The following is an 18,825-nucleotide window of genomic DNA, read 5'->3' on the forward strand; positions in this document are numbered from 1 at the left end:
AAAAAATGAAAGAAGAACTAGAAGCAGTAATCCGCGAAAATTTAATCGAAATCATGCCTGAATTGGAGGACGAATCATTTTCAAGCGAAGAAACGTTTGTTGACCTGGGAGCAAATTCCCTTGACCGCGGAGAATTAATTACATTGACTCTGGAGCGTATTGGATTAGACATTTCAAGAATTGACTTTGTGAATGCAAAAACGATCAGTGAGCTGGCGGATCTGATTGCGCAAAAGCGTAAGGAATTAAACTAAGTATATGAGTATTTCTGTTGAAATAACTGGAATAAGTGCAGTTACTCCAATTGGGGTTGGAATTGCTGAGTTTACAGAGGGTCTGAAGAAAGGACATACGAACTATACTTCTGTCACCCTGAAATTGGAAAGTCAGCAGTTCAAATTTCCAATAGCACAAAATCCGGATTTGGACATCAAAAGATGTTTCCAGCAACATCCTTCAAATGATGAGCTTTTTAAAAAGGCAATTCGCCTGAGAAATATTTCAAAAGGAATTCAAATGGGTATTTATGCTGCACTTGATGCCTGGTGTAATGCCCGTTTGAATGATATTCAGATTGATTTTTCACGTGTAGCAATTGTGGCTTGTGGAAGTAATTTTCAAGCAGGAAATCAATTTGAAACCATGGAAAAGTACAGACTGAAACTTCAAAGTTTGTCTGCCAGTTATGGAATCAACTTCCTGGATACCGATATCGTTGGTACTATCAGCGAGTTAATTGGCATAAAGGGAGAAGGCTATACTTTGGGCGCAGCTTCCGCCAGCGGGAATATGGGATTGATTCAGGGCTGCCGGTTGATCAAAACAGGTGAATACGATGTAGTAATTGTGGTTGCGCCAATGATGGACCTGTCTATTTATGAATTTGTAGGATTTACCGAAATGGGTGCAATGGCAAAGTTGAAAGCTGATAGTGATCCTGCGCGCTTGTGCCGTCCTTTTGACAAAGACCATGCAGGTTTTGTGTTCGGAGAGAACGCAGCATGCGTTATTCTTGAATCTTCAGAACATGTGCAAAAGCGAAATACACCATCATTAGCAGAAATCAAGGGTTACGGAGTGGTTCTGGATGCCAATAGAAATCCGAATCCCGATTTGAATGGTGAAGCATCTGCTATGGGTAAAGCCTTGGAGATGGCTAGTATATCAGGTAATCAGATTGATTATGTCAATTCGCATGGAAGTTCATCTCCATTAGGCGATCATACTGAAGCTGAAGCACTGCTGCTTGCAGGATGTCATTCGGCGATTGTCAATAGTACGAAATCTTTGATTGGTCATGGTATTACTTCTGCCGGATTGGTAGAGGTGGTAGCAAGCGTCATTCAGATGAACGAAGGATTTGTACATAAGTCACGCAATCTTGACTCTGCAGTAAAAAGTGGCATAAACTGGGCAAAGACCCTTAACGAGCAGTGTCAATTGAGCTGGTGTATCAGCAATAGTTATGGATTTGGAGGTATCAACACCTCCTTAGTATTAAAAAATAAAATAAATGAGAGCAGGAATTGAAAAAATGAACGTTTATTGTGGCTCTGCGGCCATCAACGTAAAAGAACTAGCAGTTCGAAGAAACTTGGATAATGAACGTTTTGAAAACCTCCTGATGAGAGAGAAAACGGTTCCAATGCCCTATGAAGATCCGGTCACAAATGCAGTAAATGCAGCAAAACCGATCATTGATCGCTTAAGTAAAGAGGAGAAGGAATCCATTGATATGGTGATTACCTGTACAGAATCAGGATTGGATTTTGGCAAATCACTCAGTACTTATGTGCATCATTACCTGGAGTTAGGTAGAAACTGTCGCTTATTCGAGATGAAAAATGCCTGTTATTCAGGAACTGCTGGATTTCAGATGGCCGTTAATTTCATTTTTTCGCAGGCAGCGCCGGGGAAAAAAGTACTGTTAATTGCAACAGATATAACACGGGCATCTGTAGTTGAAGGCCTTTCCGAATTGGGATATGCAGAGCCAAGTTCCGGATCAGGAGCTGTAGCAATGCTGATTAGTGATAATCCCTTGATATTTGAAGTGGATAAAGGAGCCAATGGTTACTATGGCTATGAAGTGATGGATTCCTGCCGGCCAATTCCGGACCATGAAGCCGGAAATGCGGATTTATCCTTGCTTTCATATCTTGATTGCTGTGAGAAAACGTTCCTGGAGTATCAAAAAAGAGTTGAAAATGCCGATTACAAAGACTCGTTTGATTATCTGGTCTTCCATACTCCATTTGGTGGAATGGTGAAAGGAGCACATCGCACCAATATGAGAAAGTTCAAACGTGCTAAACCGAATGAAATCGAAGCTGATTTTCAGCAGCGGGTTGAACCGTCACTGCATTATTGTCAGCGAGTTGGAAACATCATGGGAGCTACAGCTCATCTCGCTTTAGCAAGTGCTATTGATAACGGTGATTTTTCTGTTCCGAAACGTTTGGGGATATTCTCTTACGGATCCGGATGCAGCTCTGAATTTTACAGTGGGGTAGTTACTCCGAAATCACAGGAAATATTGAGAGAATATGGTTTAAGAGAGCATTTGAACGATCGTTACGTGATGACTATGGACGAATACGAAGAAGTGATCTATTCCAACAAGGATATCCGGTTCGGATTGAGAGAACTGGAAATTGATTTTAATCGTTTCCCAAAACCATTTAGTCATGTTAAAGGAAAAAACAAATTGGTTTTTTCAGCAATCAAAGATTTTCATAGAAAATATGAGTGGGTATAACGGCATGACAGAAATTCCGCAGACAGTATTTTCTACGGTGAAACTCAGACAGGATGGAAATGCGCTTACCATTCGCATTGACCGGCCGGAAGCACAAAATTCTATAGATAGTGTTTTGTTGTCCGAACTGAGAGGCATATTGACCGGAATTGAGGAAAATACAAATATTAAGGTCGTTATTCTGGAAGGAACCAACAGCGTTTTTTGTACTGGAATGGATTTCAGAGCATTAACATCTGATGTTGAGGGAAAACTAGCTTCTAGGGATTCGGAGGAGTACTATGAATTATTGAAACAATTCTCATCAACAAGTAAAATCATTGTATCCAAAGTAGATGGACGTGTCAATGCAGGAGGTATCGGTTTTGTTGCTGCATCAGATATCGTCATCGCATCAGAACGTTCCACATTTGCCTTGTCAGAAGCCCTATTTGGTTTGATTCCCGCATGTGTGCTGCCGTATTTAATCAGAAGAATCGGCTATCAAAAAGCATTGATGATGACCTTAACTACTCAGCTATATTCATGCGAACGGGCCTATGAACTCGGATTAATTGATGTGAAGACGGATGATCCGGACAATGAAGTACGTAAACTCTTACTTCGGCTGACGAAACTGGAAACACAAACCATCAAGGGAGCAAAAGATTATCTGGAAAAACTGTGGATTATTGATGAACACACGAAACAACTTGCGGTAAAAACCATTTCAGAATTAGCAGGATCAGATCAGGTACAGACAGGAATTAAAAATTATCTATCAACAGGGCGTTTTCCCTGGGAAGGAAAGTAATATGAAAGAAACAAAGAAAAAATATGCCATTATTGGTGCCGGATTTTCAGGGCTTGCCATGGCAAATGAACTGAAAAAATCAGCGATCGATTTTGTAGTTTATGATTCAAATCCACAAATCGGAGGAAACTGGTACAACATTGTCTACGAAAGTGGGCATACCATTACCCCTAAGAAAGTCATGGAGTTTCCCGACTTTAAAATGCCGGAAAATTTCCCTGTTTTTCCAAGTAAGAAACAAATTCAGGATTATCTTCTGGATTTTGTAAAACAAAAAGGATTAGAGGAAAACATTGTACTCAATACAGGAATTCAGATGATCCAAAATTTGCCTGAAGATCAATGGCTCATTCAATTTAAAGACGGGAGTAAAAAAGAATTTGCGGGAATTATTCTGGCAATCGGTTTGTTTAGGATTCCGGTAATACCGAATTATGAAGGGACCTTTACAGGTGAAATCCTACACTCTTCAGCATACAAAACACCGGAAATCCTGAAAGGGAAAAATGTGTTGGTGGTAGGTGCTGGAAATTCAGGGGTGGATATCGTCGTTGAATCCGGGTTGAATGCTCAAACAACAGATGTGAGTCTGAAGGATACTCCCTGGATTATTCCGAAAATGTTCAAGAAGAAACCGATTACAGATTACCTTGGAATGAATGTTCCTTTATGGCTTAAAAAGCGCATTATCAAACATACTCACAATGTAATATTCGGAGATATTCGCGATTATGGACTCCCCAAACCCAAACATGAGTTATTCACCAAACCTCCGACGGTCAACGAGAGCTTTATTCACAGCATGAAACACGGTAAGTTTGCTATAAAACCGGAAATAAAAGGTTTTGAAGGAAAGAATGTTCTGTTTGTTGATGGTACGTCTAAAGAATACGATTTGATCATCTTTGCTACAGGATACCGACCTTCTTATCAGATCGTTGAACCTGGCGTGATCCCAATTGAAGAAAATCGACCTGCACTGGTTCACGGAGTTTTTACACCACTGGCTAAAGAATTCTATGTGATAGGTTCCGGAGTACCAAATAATGGTATTGGCCCTATTGTATTTACCAACGCGAAACTGATTTTAAAAGCAATTCAATTGCAACAAAAAGAACCAAAACCGGTAGGTGTCCTCTATGCTGGTCTCGGCGAACGGACAAATCCGTTAAGAACAACTCCAAAAGCTTGTATCAAGCGATTTAGGAAACTCATAGAGAAAACAGATAGTCTTATCGCATCGCAAAAAAACTAGACACATGTACGAAGAGAAAAAACTCGTAATAGACGATTCTATTGAATTATTTACACGACAATGGAGGGTCGAACAGCCAGTTGCAAACGTTGTTATAACACATGGTTATACTGATCATAGCGGTCGGTATGAACAAATAGCACATTACCTTAATCAGCATCAGATTTCTGTTTTTGCTTTTGATCTGAGAGGCCATGGTCAATCTACCGGAGAACGTACCACTATTCAGTTATTTGATGAATATATTGACGATCTCGATTATTTTATAAAAAGCCTTGGAACGATTATACCGCTCTTTTTATTGGGGCATAGTATGGGCGGATTAATAACTTACAAATATTCAATAAGCGGTAAAATGCCTCCTGTTCGTGGAATTATTTTAACATCACCATCACTGATTCAAAATGCATCGGCATCAAAACTGAAGATAAAAATTGTTCTTGTGCTGTCAAAACTCCTGGCACGCAAACGTTCTTCTGTCAAATTGGATGCGTCAGCACTTTCAACAGACAAGGTGGTTATTGAAGAGTATAATAATGATCCACTTGTTGCTAACATTGGTGCAAAATGGAAGTTTTTGGGAGAATTAATGCGCGTCATGAATACAGTTCCACAATCAATAAATCAAATGAAAGTTCCATTTATAGTATTTCATGATTTAAACGATCGATTGTCAAACCCAGCTGGAAGTAAATTATTATTTGAAAAATCAACTTCTTTGGATAAAACGTATGAAACCATTGAAAAATGTGGTCATGAACTATTGCAGGGTGATAGGAGTACAAGACAAAAAAGCATGATAATAGATTGGATAAATAATAGATTGTAATAACTTTGTAATAAATATAATGGATTGTAATAAAATAATAAAAACTAAAATATGAAACTCGCAACAGTAGTAGATATAAATAGTAGAGATGGCCAATTGGTTGTTGTTAGCAGAGATCTAAAAACTGCAGTTAGAACAATTGAAATCGCCAAAACAATGCAAGAAGCAATTGATAACTGGAATGTTGTTGAACCTCAACTACGTCAAGTTGCAGCAGATCTCGAAAATGGTGTATTGGAGAATACGTTTGACTTTTCAACAGCTCACATAATGTCACCAATTCCCCGAGCATACCATTGGGTAGATGGAAGTGCTTATGTAACACATGTTGAATTGGTAAGGAAAGCGCGTGGAGCAGAGCTGCCAGCCTCTTTTTGGTTAGATCCGCTGGTTTATATGGGGGCTTCGGACGCTTTTATTGGCCCAAGTGATGATATTTTAGTAGAAAACGAAGAATGGGGAATAGATTTTGAAGCTGAGGTTGCTGTTATAACTGATGATGTTCCAGCTGGAACAAAAACAGCCCAGGCTCACAAACATATCAAACTGGTTATGTTGGTAAATGATGTAACACTGCGTAATTTGATTCCAAACGAATTGGGCAAACAATTCGGATTTTACCAGTCGAAACCGTGGACGAGTTTTTCTCCCGTTGCTGTTACTCCCGATGAATTAGGTGATTCATGGGATGGAGCAAAAGTTCATTTACCATTGATTTCTACGTTAAACGAAACAAAAATAGGATCTCCTAATGCCGGAGTTGATATGACATTCGATTTTGCACGTTTAATTGAGCATGTTTCAAAAACAAGATCTCTAACTGCGGGTACAATCATTGGTTCTGGAACAGTTGCTAACAGTGGTAGTTATGACGGCTCGAGTTGTTTGGCAGAAGTACGATGTTTGGAAACTATAAAAAATGGTGCTCCAGAAACCCCTTACATGAAATTTGGAGATACCATAGAAATAGAAATGCTTGACAAAGATGGGGGGTCTGTTTTTGGAAAAATAAAGCAAAAAGTAGTTCAATACTTTCCAGGTTAGCATTATGGAATCCTATTTTGTTAGTGGGAATTTTCCTTTATTTAGAAAGGATGACATGTATACTATTGGTTATTCTTTAATTATAGGAGATTTATCATCTTTAAACAAATTAGTATATTTATTAAGTGAACGGGAAGAAAAAGAATATAATGACTTCAAATTTGAAAAGAGAAAAATAAGTTATATTTTAGGAAGGATTTCGGCAAAACTGGCTATCTCTGATTTATTACCTAATATCCAATTTAACTCTATAAGTATTGGACATGGTGTTTTTGGATTCCCTGTTGTAGCTGGATTATCTGAAAACATACAGGTAAGTATTTCACATAGTTCTAACTTGGGAGTAGCATTGGCTTTTCCTGAAGAACATCCTGTTGGAATTGATATTGAGGAAATAGATCATAAAAAAACTACCTTAATAAAGCGATTTGTTACACTTGATGGTCATGATTACTTTCCCGATATAACTGAAACTGAAGGAGTTTTTATGTATTGGAGTGCTATGGAGGCATTATCAAAAATTCTAAATACAGGCTTAACTCTTGACTTTAAATTCTTGGCTTTAAAGGAATTTAGACCCCTTACAAATGATTTATGGGAATGTCACTTTAAAAATTTCAGCCAATACAAAGGTATTTTATTTAAAACAGATACCCATGTGTGTTCGGTTGTTATTCCCGCCAAATCAGATATAGAGTTAAATTACATGATGAGATTTAAAGATAATTTGATAGATGTACTCTCCTCAATAAATACCAAATTTTTGTAATATTCAAAGATAGTTAAGAGTATTAGAATCATTTATGTAACTAAAAAACAATGTTATTTTTAAAATAAAATTTTTCCACAAGACAGGTAAGTACCTGTCTTGTGTATTTTTAGGTTTTTAAATGATAAAGAAATGACTAATGTTTTAAAGTTAGTGATTGTAATTTATATCTTTTTTATATAGTAAATTAGAGTTAAGTGGAAAATCTATTACTTTCGCGCCAATTTCTTTAGATTAAAAAACGTAGCTCATAAAACAAATTATTGACACCAAAGGTGGTCATTGCAGATTGGAAGCATATTTGAAAAAGCTCAGATTGCCGGAATACACTCTTTATTAATTCAAAAACATCGAAGAGAATACCCCGAGGCAAGCCTTGAGGTATTCTCTTCGAATAAATTCCGAATTTTATACATAAATTAAAACTTTTCTAAACTTTTAATCCTCTATTAATTCAATGATGTAGGCGATTGCTATGCTGATATTATATTTACGTGAAATACAATTAGGTGGGGCCAAATAATTTTTTACTTTAGTACTAAACTAAAACTAGAGAAAACATCAAATTATAATCTATGAAAATTTGCTACCCAATAAATAGGAAGGTAAACCTTCTAGGTTTCAATTCCTTCTCTCGCCTATACGGACAATAAAATTGCCAATCTAAATACATTGCCGATTATTTAAATCAATGTCAATCGCTGATAACTGAAAGTGAAAATCTTGAAATTAAAATCTCCAAAACTGTTGCCTATAAGAAGCAGGTTATTCGAGACTTTAAGGATCAAATTATAGATTGAACTGCATTTTTAGAAGCAGACATTCTGTCAATGAAAATATATTCATATATTTTTTAATACACCTTTTAAATGCTATTGAACTGTTTACCAGTGGTTAATGGATGCGGAATTTTACAAATAAATCTTATTCTTATGTGAAATTAAAAAAAACAATAAAACCATGAATACACTTGAACTAACTAAATGAACAAAGCACCCCGACAAATATTGCGACAGATCAAGAACCCCTGCAATTTTACCTTCGTAAATTCAAGAATGTTCTTGAATTTAAATGTTATCCTATGTATAACGAACAATTAAGCACAGAACTTGTTGAATGGGCGGCACAAGATAAATTATGTGATGAAATAGAACAATTGCAAAAAGGATTTATTCAATTAAAAGAAGAGAGGTTTGCAAGTGATGAATATATTTCAGATAATATCCGACAATTTGTTGAGGGGGCTTTTATATTATATAGCAGTTAATGAGAAATGGCATCGACTGTCTAAAAGATATCATGGTGAGAATTTCAATACAACTATAACCTCTGGCATAATGAAATGGAGCCCTGATGGAACTATATATACTCCCGATGAAATATGAAAAAGTAACAGTAAAAATTTACCCATTTTCCTGTGAAAATATTATTTAACATGATAAAGTGAATGAAGGGTAATGGAGTAGTACCCGGTAATAAATCAATATTTTAAAAGACTTATATGGTTACGAATATAGGAGTTATTACATTTAACAAGACAGAATATTTATACTAGTTTTTGAATTATAATTATTATATTTGAAAAGTATAAATGAATCAATTTATAACAATTTTCAAGGGATAAATTAGGATACCCTGATTTATGATCTGTTTAAAATATTATATCCATGCGGATCTAAGAAAGGAATTCGAATCCCTCTCTCTCCGCTGAAAAGCAAGAGTAAAACTCAAAAAGTGCTTAAAAAGGTATCAAAACCTGCAATTAGTTAAAATTGCAGGTTTTTTGTTTGGTATAGCTAAAATTTTCAAAAACACTCAAAAATAATGGATCCAGAAAAAGGCGGGTAACTGACTTATTTTCCATTTAGATAAAGGTAATTTTATTCGAGTTTTGATTGCCTCCCAATTCGTATATTTTTTAGAGCTCCTACTAATGATCTTTGGTATCCATGAAAGTTTTTTTATTAAGTATCTAATTCGTAAATAAATAATTATATTAGCGACCAATTTAACGAAATATGGATATAGGTGTTTTTTTCACGAAGTTATTATATCTTTTGTTTCGTTAAAAATAATGTCAGGCATCATTTTGTAATAGCAGAAACCAAAAAATATTAATTTAAAAAATCTATGAATTCAGCCGAAGTAATAAATAATACAAAATGGTTTTCGAAATTTTCATTATCGTTTTTAGCAATTGTTGGTACTACAAATACTGCTCTTTTTATAATCTTACCTCTTTTACCTTATAAAATTTCAAAGTTTATATTTCCTGTAGGATTTTTCACATTAGGATTGGCAATACTATTCTCAATTGGTTTTTCTTTTTATTGGCACAGAAAAGAAAATAATGGAACTTTTAACTCTATAAAATATATTTCCTGGCTTTCAACATTGTTATGTTATTGGATTGCATTTCTACTATTGGATTTTGGCTTTCAGAAAATATTTGAAGTTAACTTTAATTATTCATATCATATAAATGATTCTTTATCAAGCGTATTAACGGGTCCGGAATTAACTTGGAAATATTATGGATTTTCTTACGGACTTGCTGTAATTTTGGCATTTTTTCAAATAATTGGTGGTATTCTTTTGTTATTCAAACGTACAACTTTATTAGGCATTACAATACTTTTACCTGTAATGCTGAACATTGTTTTGATTAATGTTTTTTATAGTATTGGACCCATTACCTTATTTACATCTATCCTAATAACATTAGGCTTAGTTAATCTATTTTTACAGCAAAAAGTTAATATAATAAACTTCTTTAATCAACACAAAAATATACTGCCATCAATTGGTAATAATTTTTCACGTTCAATCGCTCGTGTGTTATGTATTCTAATTCCTTTATTGTTTGTTATTTACTATAATTATGACGTTCACCTTTCAAAAAAATATTTTGGAAAATGGAAGGTCACATCGATGACACGTAATGGAAAATTGGTTAAAGAAAATCATTGGCAACAAGATACTTTGGCTTGGAAAACAATTTATATTGAAGAAAGAGGAAAAATGTATTATTGTCCGAATCCATATATGTATGTGGATAGTACTTCACTATTTATGAAATATCATCACGATGGTAAAGAACAGAATTTTAAGGTTATATCTTACGAAAAGAATCCAAATAAACCTGATACAATTCCTGTTCAGATTAACAATTTTAGAAATAACTCAATGCAATGGAAAATGATTTTTTACAAGGACACTATTCAAATGGAATTAAAGAAATAAAATTTTTAACAAAAAACGATGGCTAACATCCGTTTGCTGACATTGCGGTAGTATTGAAAACTATTGACTGTACTGTTGACGGACTACCTAAAGAGACTTCTACTAAAAGAAAATAGGATCTTAACAGATGAGATCGTAATGTTCTCTTTATGAAAAAAACTTACTTATCCTATTGATATTTTTATGTAGTATTGTAAAAAACTTACTCAACCAGTTTAGCAGGTATATTTAAGTGAACGGCAAACAATCCTAAAAAGAAAGTATTTTCCAACTAATGAATATTGACAATCAAATATTATTTTTTTTAAGTGCTCTAGGTGTTTTTAATAGTGTTGTTTTGAGTTTTTATTTTTTATTCTTCAAGCACAATAAAACTAAATCTGATTTGTTTCTGGGGCTTCTATTATTGTCTTTAAGTGTAAGGATAGGAAAGTCTGTATTTTATAATTTTAATCCGCAGTTGTCAAAAACGTATTTGCAAATAGGTTTGTCAGCTTGTTTTTTAATTGGTCCTCTGTTATATTTTTATGTTAGATCAATATTGCAAAATCTTAATTATTCTTTTGCAAAATATAGTCTCACACTAACAATTATAATCATAAGCTTGTTTGGTTTTCTTTTTCCATACAAGGAGAACCCTGCAATATGGAAAGGAATAATTTATTACTTCATCAATATTCAATGGTTTATTTTTATTGTATTATCTATTTATGAAGCCAGACAGATTTTCAAGAAGTTGGTAGCTAACCGCAACCAAATTAGCTATCACGAAACTTGGATATTGTCCGTTATTTTTGGTGTTTCTGCCATTTGGCTTTCGTATACTTTAGCTAAATATACATCCTATATTTCCGGATCTCTGGCTTTTTCCTTCAGCTTTTACATTTCCTTCCTTTTGATTTATTATGTAAAAAGCAAAACATCAGTTTCAGTGACTCATAAAGAAAAATACATCAACAAAATAGATGAAAAATTAGTAAAAGAAATTCATGAACAAATAAGTATCCTTTTTGAAACAAGAAAAATGTATACTAATCCCGATCTTACATTATCAATTTTAGCAAAAGAATTAAATATTCGCCCTCAATTGCTGTCACAATTTATTAATGACAATCTGAAGAAAAGTTTTACTCAGTTCATCAATGAATATCGAATTGATGAAGCAAAACGGTTATTAAAAGAAAGGACTCAGTTCAAAATAGATGCTGTGGGTTTTGAATCTGGGTTTAATTCAACCAGTACCTTTTATAGTTCATTTAAAAAAATCACAGGAACTACGCCTTCAAATTATCAAAAAGATAATTTCTACTCCTAAAATATACATTGGGACTCCATATTCATAAACTTGGAATGATTTAAAAAAGAATCAATATAATTTTGAGAAACATTTTTAAAACGACCAAATCCTAAGTTTATGAAAAAAATCTTTCTTGCAATCCTGTTTGCATTACTATCCAATTTATGTTTTTCACAATCGGAACAATCTCTGATTAAGAATTGTATTCAAAACTATATTGAGGGCACATCCTATAATAAGCCTGACAATATCAGTAAGGCTTTTTATTCTGAAGCCAATCTTTTTCTAAGCCACAAAGAAAAACCTTTATGGATTGTTCCAATTTCAGAATATGTTTCCTGGTTTCAAAAAGGGAGTAAAGGAGTATTTAACGGTCGTTTAGGAAAAATCCTCTCGATAGAATTTTATAATGATATTGCTATTGCAAAAGCCGAAATTCTCATTCCTGAAAAAAAACAGGAATTTATGGATATGTTCTTGCTGAAAAAAATTCAGGGAGAATGGAAAATAATTAGTAAATCTGCAAGCAGCAAAGCAAGCAATAAATCCGGAAAAAGAATATTATTCATTGTTTCCAATGCCCATTATTACGGAAGCTCCACCATTTCAACAGGAAATAGCTTTGCCGAAATCGTAAATGCTTATGATACTTTTGTTAATTCAGGGTATACCGTTGATTTTGTAAGCCCAAAGGGTGGTGCTATTCCTTTAGCCTATATCAATACCTCTGACAGCTTGCAAAAACAATATTTATATAATCGAGACTTTATGTATGCCCTAGAACATACGATGAACCCCGAAGAAATTAATTATAAAACTTACAAAGCAGTTCATTATATCGGGGGCGGAAGTGCCATGTATGATGTTCCTGAAAATTCAGCGATTCAACGCATTGCTATGCAGGTATATGAAGATAATAAGGGTATTATTTCTTCGGTATGTCACGGAACGGCGGGGATTGTCAACTTGAAAACTAAAAACGGTAAATTCTTAGTTCAAGGAAAAACAATAAGTGGTTATCCTGATTCTTTTGAAAAACAAGATGGTGAATATTTTAAACACTTTCCATTCTTAATTCAGAAGACAATAGAAGAAAGAGGGGGAACTTTTAAATTTTCAAAGGGAAATGTATCTCACGTTGAACAAGATGGTAGAATTGTTACAGGACAAAATTTTCAATCATCAAATGGTGTTGCTCTAAAAATTATTGAATTGATTGAGAAAAATAATTAGGATAATTGATCAATAGTAAGATATGAACAGGGAACTACCATCTCGTTTTATGAATATTCTTTTTTCAGACTTTTATCTAGGATAAATGGGACAAACGGGAGTACCGAAGCTATTAAATACAACAAGATTCTTTTTAAATTCCACCTGTATTTTATTGCGGCTAGCAGGAGCGCTATCAGAAATACAAGAAACAAAACTCCATGGATCCAGCCAAAATATTTTACCCCTTCCGGTATATTGAAAAAGTATTTTAAAGGCATTGCAATGAAGAGCAGAATCAGATAGGAAAGCCCTCCAATTAAAGCTGTTTTACGGTATATATTGATCATCTGAATAATTATATTATCAAAAGATTATTTTTTTAGACAATAATAGCTTATTCCATTGGAATAGACAACCGGAATCCTCCTGCCAGATGTGATCATGGTTATTTTACTTCGATGAAGAATGGAATTGATGAAATGGTTCCTGTGGGAAATCATGATTAGAAGATCTTATTTAATGCTTAATCTTTAGTTAGAAATGTTTGTTTGATGGCACTTTTAGATTCATATTATAGAAATAGTATCTATGAGCTCTTACAAGAGAGTTTCTAATCCCTCTCTTCACTGAGAAGTAAGTAGGGGAAGTTGCAGGAAAAGGTTAGAATAATCGGTCTGGTGATATAAGAAGCGGTTTTTGATGGACATTTATTTGATTTTAGCAACGTTCACTAAAAGAAGCTTTCAATATTTTATAGTATATTTGCAACTTAATTTTTAATGGTATCAAATAAAGGTTAAAAGGGGCTTTAGGTGCTCAACAGTAATCCTCCCCATCTCTGCTGAAAAAACTAATTCCATTAGAGCGCTAATGGAACTTTTTTATGCAAAAAAGTCACGGAGACAGGATGTAACTTTTTGGAGATCAGACGGAGTAGAATTCTGCATAGCCGCTGATGAAGCATACAGATAAAACGTCCGCTTAATCGAATCAATGCAATTGATTCCCTCTTTGCATCCTTTACAATATGCAGGATCAGAATCAAACTTTGCGTTAAAAAATTAAGCATCCTGTTTTATGGATTTATAACCAAAAGATGATCCTTAATTGATCTTATTGGCTTAGGAAATTTTAGCGGAAGATTCTAGTCTTGAACTATTGGTTCTTTTGTTTGACCATATCGAATCTTTGATTTCAAGACAAAAGAATATATAAAAATCACACCTTACAAAATCACATCACAAAAAATGCATCCTTTGGGTGCATAAGAAGAATCTTATCATAAGATTCTAATAGTTTGATCATTGAATATAATGACAAAGAAGAAGGAAAGAAATGAATACTAATTTTAAACAGATATTAGCCCAGAAATCTATTTATATAGCAGCTTTGTCGGCCTGTTTCATTGCGGTGGTTGCCTTCGCAGTTCTGAGTTTCCTCATTACCCGTGACAGCCGGAAAAACAATGAAGGATTTGCTAAGAAAACCTTTTTTCAGAAATACGAAACGCTGGAGAAAGAATTCAGAAATATAGAAGAATACCAGTACCTCCTGCGTGCCCTCATTCAGAAAGACGGGTTGAAAAACTATAAGGAATATTCTTCCGTCTTAAATAATATGAACACGAAAGGGAGCCTGTTGCCCTACAGCTGGTATTCCTACTACGATGCTGCTTCCGGGAAATCTGTAAGCAACACTACTTTATCAGACGTGCTCACAAAGAAATCAGCAGACGCAAGGTATACCAGAATAGAAAACAACAGATCCGGCCATTTCAGGGATTTTCTGACCACTCGCAAAGACACAACCTATTGGGTAAGCTATGATTCGCTGGTGTTACCGAGGAAAAATGTGCTTTATTACGGTTCTGCGGTAAGCCTGAACGACCTTCACGAATATTTCTCCAATATTGATAAAACCCTGAACAATTACGCCTATGTTTTCACCAAAGAAGGCATCTGCATTTCCCATCCGGAAAAGAAATATTTAGGAAAAAATATCTTCGATTTTACGGATATCCAGCCAAAAGATACCTTATGCAGTACCACAAAATCCGGTTACACCGAAGGAATCGGGGTTTCTGAGTATCTCAATCTGGAAGTAACCCGCTTCGTAAAACCATTGAAAACAGATAATTTTGATGGCTATGCTGTGGTCAACCACGTGAATTTCCTGATCGATGAAAGTGTCAGCAATACAAAAATGTATACCGTTTATATTTTTCTGGCGGCTTTATTCCTTATCGTAGCGGTTTTTATCCTATTTCACAGGGCTGCCAACATGGCGTATAAAGAAAAAGAAAAGATACAGTCCGAGAAAAACCTGCTGCTCGTTGAGAATGAGAAAATGCATAGGGTAGAAGCCCTGCACCAGCTTCAGCAGCTTAAAAACAATATCAATCCGCACTTCCTCTTTAACTCGCTAAACTCCCTTTATATGCTCATCGGGATCAATAGAGACAATGCACAGCGGTTTACCATGAATCTCTCCAAGATCTACAGATACCTTATCGTACCGCCACAGGAAAATATAGTGCCTGTAGCGCAGGAAATCAAGTTTATCCAGCAGTATATGGAGCTTCTCAAAAGCAGGTTTGATGAAGAATTGACCTTTGATCTGATCGTTCATAATCCCAAAAGCCTGGAAAAGCGTATTCCGTACCTGTCTCTTCAGATGCTGGTGGAAAACGCTATAAAACACAATATCGCGACCATAGATCATCCATTGGACATTCTCATCACTGTGGAAGACGAAGAGATCACAGTGAAGAATACCTGGCAGCCCAAAACGGATGAAGACGTTCAGGGAGCCAAATTCGGAATTGACTATTTGAATCAGGTTTATGATTTTTTTAAAAAGAATTCTGTTAATATTTCTGTAGATGGTGAGTATTTCATATGCATTTTACCATTATTAGAATAAAAAATGAAATCCATTCACTCCCGAAATACTGCCTCTCACTCCCTAACGCTGTTGATATTATTTCTTTACGTATAGTTTTGTGAGCTGAAACTGAGATATCTAATAATTTGGAATGAATCGGACTATGGTAATGAAGAACTACAGACTTGCACTGTACTTAGGGCTGGCGTTAGCCTCACCTAGAGTACTGGCACAGAAAAAAGACACATTAAAAACAGATAAAGAAAAATCGGAAAAAACAGATGTTTCATCAAAAAAAGCAAAGAAAATTGATGATCTGATTAAAAAAGGAACCTACAAAAAAGGCCTTTTCAATACCATCCAGGTAAAAACCGATGTGTATTTTGAAATTCCCGACAGTTTAATGGGGCGTCAGTTTTTGGTGGTCAATAAACTGTCTCAGGTACCAATGCAGGTGAACGAAGCCGGCTTGAATAAAGGAATGAACTATGAAAACAAGGTCATTTCTTTTCACCGAGATGCAGTAGCCAAAAAAGTATGGGTGAAAACGGTGGTTCCACAGGTATCATCGCCTAAAAACGATGTGATCACAAAATCTGTAAAAGACAACTTTTCAGAATCTGTGATTGAGGTTTTTGATATTGAAGCCCAGAACAACGACTCTACGTCTGTAGCCATTAAAGTCAATAAGATTTTTGACGGAAATCAGAAAAGCTTTAATGATGTTTTGGCCAATGTAGGCCTTGGAGGATCTGTAAAGTCAAACCTTTCCTACATCGAAGGCGTAAAAACCTTTCCTCAGAACCTGGTTGTAAAATCCCAGCTGACTACATCCGTCAATGAAGGAGGAGTAGATCTGCCGGTAACCCTTGGAGTCACTACCAATCTGGTGTTGCTTTCAAAAATACCGATGCAGCCGAGAATTGGAGACGCAAGAGTTGGTTTTTTCAGTGAAAAACATTGGGCATTCAACGACCGTCAGCAGAAGATGGATGAAAAACAGTTCATCACCAGATGGCGTTTGGAACCTAAAGATGAAGATAAAGAAAAGTATGTAAGAGGCGAGTTGGTAGAACCCAAGAAGCCGATCATTTATTATATAGATCCTGCAACGCCTATCCAGTGGCGTGAGAAAATCATTGCAGGAGTTTTCGACTGGCAGGCCGCTTTTGAAAAGGCAGGTTTTAAAAATGCAGTCATTGCAAAAATGCCGGATGAGAACGATAAGGATTTTGACATTGATGATGTAAGATATTCGGTGATTACCTATGTGGCTTCACCCAAATCAAATGCCATGGGACCTTCAGTGGTAGATCCGAGAAGCGGTGAAATTATTGAATCGGATATCATCTGGTGGCACAACGTGATGACTTCTCTTCAGGAATGGATGAGAATTCAGACAGGACCTATAGATCCTAAAGCCAGAGGAAACGTATTCAGCGATGAGCAGATGGGCGAGGCGATCCGTTTTGTATCATCCCATGAAGTGGGACATACTTTCGGACTGAAGCATAACATGGGATCTTCCTTTGCCTTTCCTGTAGAATCTCTCCGTTCAAAAGAGTTTACAGATAAAATGGGTGGAACTGCACCTTCCATTATGGATTATGCACGATACAACTACGTAGCGCAGCCGGAAGATGGAGTAACAGCGATCACCCCGAAGATAGGTATTTACGACAAACATGCTATTGAATGGGGCTACCGCTGGTATCCTGATGCAGCATCAGAGAAAAAGGCGTTGAGAGATTTAATAGAAAAGCATGAAGATGACCCATTGTATTTTTATGGAGAACAGCAGAGCTATCTGGAAACCATCGATCCGCGTTCCCAGTCTGAAGATTTAGGGGATGATGCGATGAAGGCCAGTGAATACGGGATGAAAAACTTAAGAATCGTTGTAGACAACCTTCTGAAGTGGACGTATGAAGACGGGAAGACCTACACAGATACAGGAAAACTGTACATGGGGGCAGTCGGGCAGTGGGATCTGTACACAGGTCATGTGATGGCGAATGTAGGAGGAATTTATCTGGACAATACAGTCTTTGGCAGCAAGAAAAAAGCCTATGAAGCGGTACCTGCCGAAACTCAGAAAAGAGCGGTGGATTATCTGGTTAAAAATTCAGTCAATCTACCGGAATGGCTATTCTTTAACCCGATTACAGAGAAAACCTATTCTGTGAAAAATTCCCCGATGGGACCCTTTGAACAGACTCCATACACGTTAGCAAGAGGAATGCAGTATGCCAATATTTATTCCCTGCTGATGGATGACAGACTGCTCAGAATGATTGAAAACCAGTTAAAACATGAGGTGTCAGGTTCAAAAGAACAAATTTATACCGTAGAGGATCTGTTTGGCCAGTTGAGAACAGCTGTTTTCAACAAAAAAGGAAGCCTGACGATCCTTGAAAAGATGACACAGAAAAACTATGTAGATGCTTTGATTGTTTCCGTTAATAAATTATTTGAAAAAACGGCAGTAAAAGCTTTAAAAGTAGAAAATAAACTGAACATTCCGATGATCTGTAATTTTCATGAAGAAGACCACGGACTCAGGAATATCAACTATTCATCAATGAAAAGAGTTTCTGAGGTCACTACGTATAAAAGAGCAGAACTACAGAAAATATTGAACGTATTAAATAGAAATAAAAACAAAGGAGATGAAGCTTCCAGGGCTCATTATGCAGACTTGATCATCCGAATAGAAGAGGCTTTAAACAAATAATCAGC

At 35.7% G+C, this 18,825-nt stretch carries 15 protein-coding genes; 14 read left to right on the top strand and 1 reads right to left on the bottom strand.

All coding sequences use genetic code 11. The features are described from left to right. Positions 1-5 precede the first annotated feature (5 nt). The 12 genes from HHL23_RS04030 to HHL23_RS04085 all read left to right on the top strand — a co-directional run bounded on the left by HHL23_RS04030 (position 6) and on the right by HHL23_RS04085 (position 13,221). A complete protein-coding gene (locus tag HHL23_RS04030; protein WP_169233535.1) occupies positions 6-254 on the top strand; it encodes a phosphopantetheine-binding protein in 249 nt (82 codons plus the stop codon). A 4-nt stretch (positions 255-258) separates the two neighbouring features. Further along, positions 259-1,530: a beta-ketoacyl synthase N-terminal-like domain-containing protein gene (locus tag HHL23_RS04035; RefSeq protein ID WP_169233536.1), complete on the top strand. Its 1,272-nt coding sequence runs from the start codon at positions 259-261 to the stop codon at positions 1,528-1,530. Further along, positions 1,514-2,758, top strand: coding sequence for a hydroxymethylglutaryl-CoA synthase family protein (locus HHL23_RS04040; RefSeq protein WP_169233537.1), 1,245 nt, complete (start codon positions 1,514-1,516; stop codon positions 2,756-2,758). Before HHL23_RS04035 ends, HHL23_RS04040 begins: the two co-directional genes overlap by 17 nt. Then, positions 2,745-3,551 carry an enoyl-CoA hydratase/isomerase gene (locus HHL23_RS04045; protein ID WP_228464609.1) on the top strand — a complete coding sequence of 269 codons (807 nt, stop codon included), beginning with the start codon at positions 2,745-2,747 and terminating at the stop codon, positions 3,549-3,551. Before HHL23_RS04040 ends, HHL23_RS04045 begins: the two co-directional genes overlap by 14 nt. A gap of 1 nt (position 3,552) precedes the next feature. After that, the gene (locus HHL23_RS04050; protein WP_169233538.1) at positions 3,553-4,806 is read left to right on the top strand and encodes a flavin-containing monooxygenase; all 1,254 of its coding nucleotides are present in this window, start codon (positions 3,553-3,555) and stop codon (positions 4,804-4,806) included. A 4-nt stretch (positions 4,807-4,810) separates the two neighbouring features. After that, positions 4,811-5,635 (top strand): alpha/beta hydrolase, encoded by an 825-nt coding sequence (locus tag HHL23_RS04055; RefSeq protein ID WP_169233539.1) that lies wholly within the window; start codon positions 4,811-4,813, stop codon positions 5,633-5,635. Between the two features lie 51 nt (positions 5,636-5,686). Next, on the top strand, positions 5,687-6,679 hold the full coding sequence (locus tag HHL23_RS04060) for a fumarylacetoacetate hydrolase family protein (protein ID WP_169233540.1): 993 nt from the start codon (positions 5,687-5,689) through the stop codon (positions 6,677-6,679). Positions 6,680-6,734: 55 nt separating this feature from the next. After that, positions 6,735-7,448 (top strand): 4'-phosphopantetheinyl transferase family protein, encoded by a 714-nt coding sequence (locus HHL23_RS04065; protein WP_169233541.1) that lies wholly within the window; start codon positions 6,735-6,737, stop codon positions 7,446-7,448. A gap of 1,081 nt (positions 7,449-8,529) precedes the next feature. Further along, positions 8,530-8,715: a hypothetical protein gene (locus HHL23_RS04070; protein ID WP_169233542.1), complete on the top strand. Its 186-nt coding sequence runs from the start codon at positions 8,530-8,532 to the stop codon at positions 8,713-8,715. An 863-nt stretch (positions 8,716-9,578) separates the two neighbouring features. After that, a complete protein-coding gene (locus HHL23_RS04075) occupies positions 9,579-10,691 on the top strand; it encodes a hypothetical protein (RefSeq protein ID WP_169233543.1) in 1,113 nt (370 codons plus the stop codon). Positions 10,692-10,965: 274 nt separating this feature from the next. Further along, positions 10,966-12,006 (top strand): helix-turn-helix domain-containing protein, encoded by a 1,041-nt coding sequence (locus HHL23_RS04080; protein WP_169233544.1) that lies wholly within the window; start codon positions 10,966-10,968, stop codon positions 12,004-12,006. Positions 12,007-12,105: 99 nt separating this feature from the next. Then, entirely contained in the window at positions 12,106-13,221 is a 1,116-nt protein-coding gene (locus HHL23_RS04085; protein WP_169233545.1) for a nuclear transport factor 2 family protein, read from the top strand. A 47-nt stretch (positions 13,222-13,268) separates the two neighbouring features. On the opposite strand, the gene HHL23_RS04090 is transcribed toward HHL23_RS04085, so the two are convergent. Next, entirely contained in the window at positions 13,269-13,550 is a 282-nt protein-coding gene (locus HHL23_RS04090; RefSeq protein WP_169233546.1) for a DUF3817 domain-containing protein, read from the bottom strand. A 988-nt stretch (positions 13,551-14,538) separates the two neighbouring features. Here HHL23_RS04090 and HHL23_RS04095 point away from each other — a divergent pair. Continuing rightward, positions 14,539-16,125, top strand: coding sequence for a histidine kinase (locus HHL23_RS04095; RefSeq protein WP_169233547.1), 1,587 nt, complete (start codon positions 14,539-14,541; stop codon positions 16,123-16,125). 112 nt (positions 16,126-16,237) lie between these two features. Beyond that, a complete protein-coding gene (locus HHL23_RS04100; RefSeq protein ID WP_169233548.1) occupies positions 16,238-18,820 on the top strand; it encodes a zinc-dependent metalloprotease in 2,583 nt (860 codons plus the stop codon). The last annotated feature ends 5 nt before the right edge of the window (positions 18,821-18,825 follow it).

This window comes from Chryseobacterium antibioticum (assembly GCF_012927325.1).
GTDB classification, from domain to species: Bacteria; Bacteroidota; Bacteroidia; order Flavobacteriales; family Weeksellaceae; genus Chryseobacterium; species Chryseobacterium antibioticum.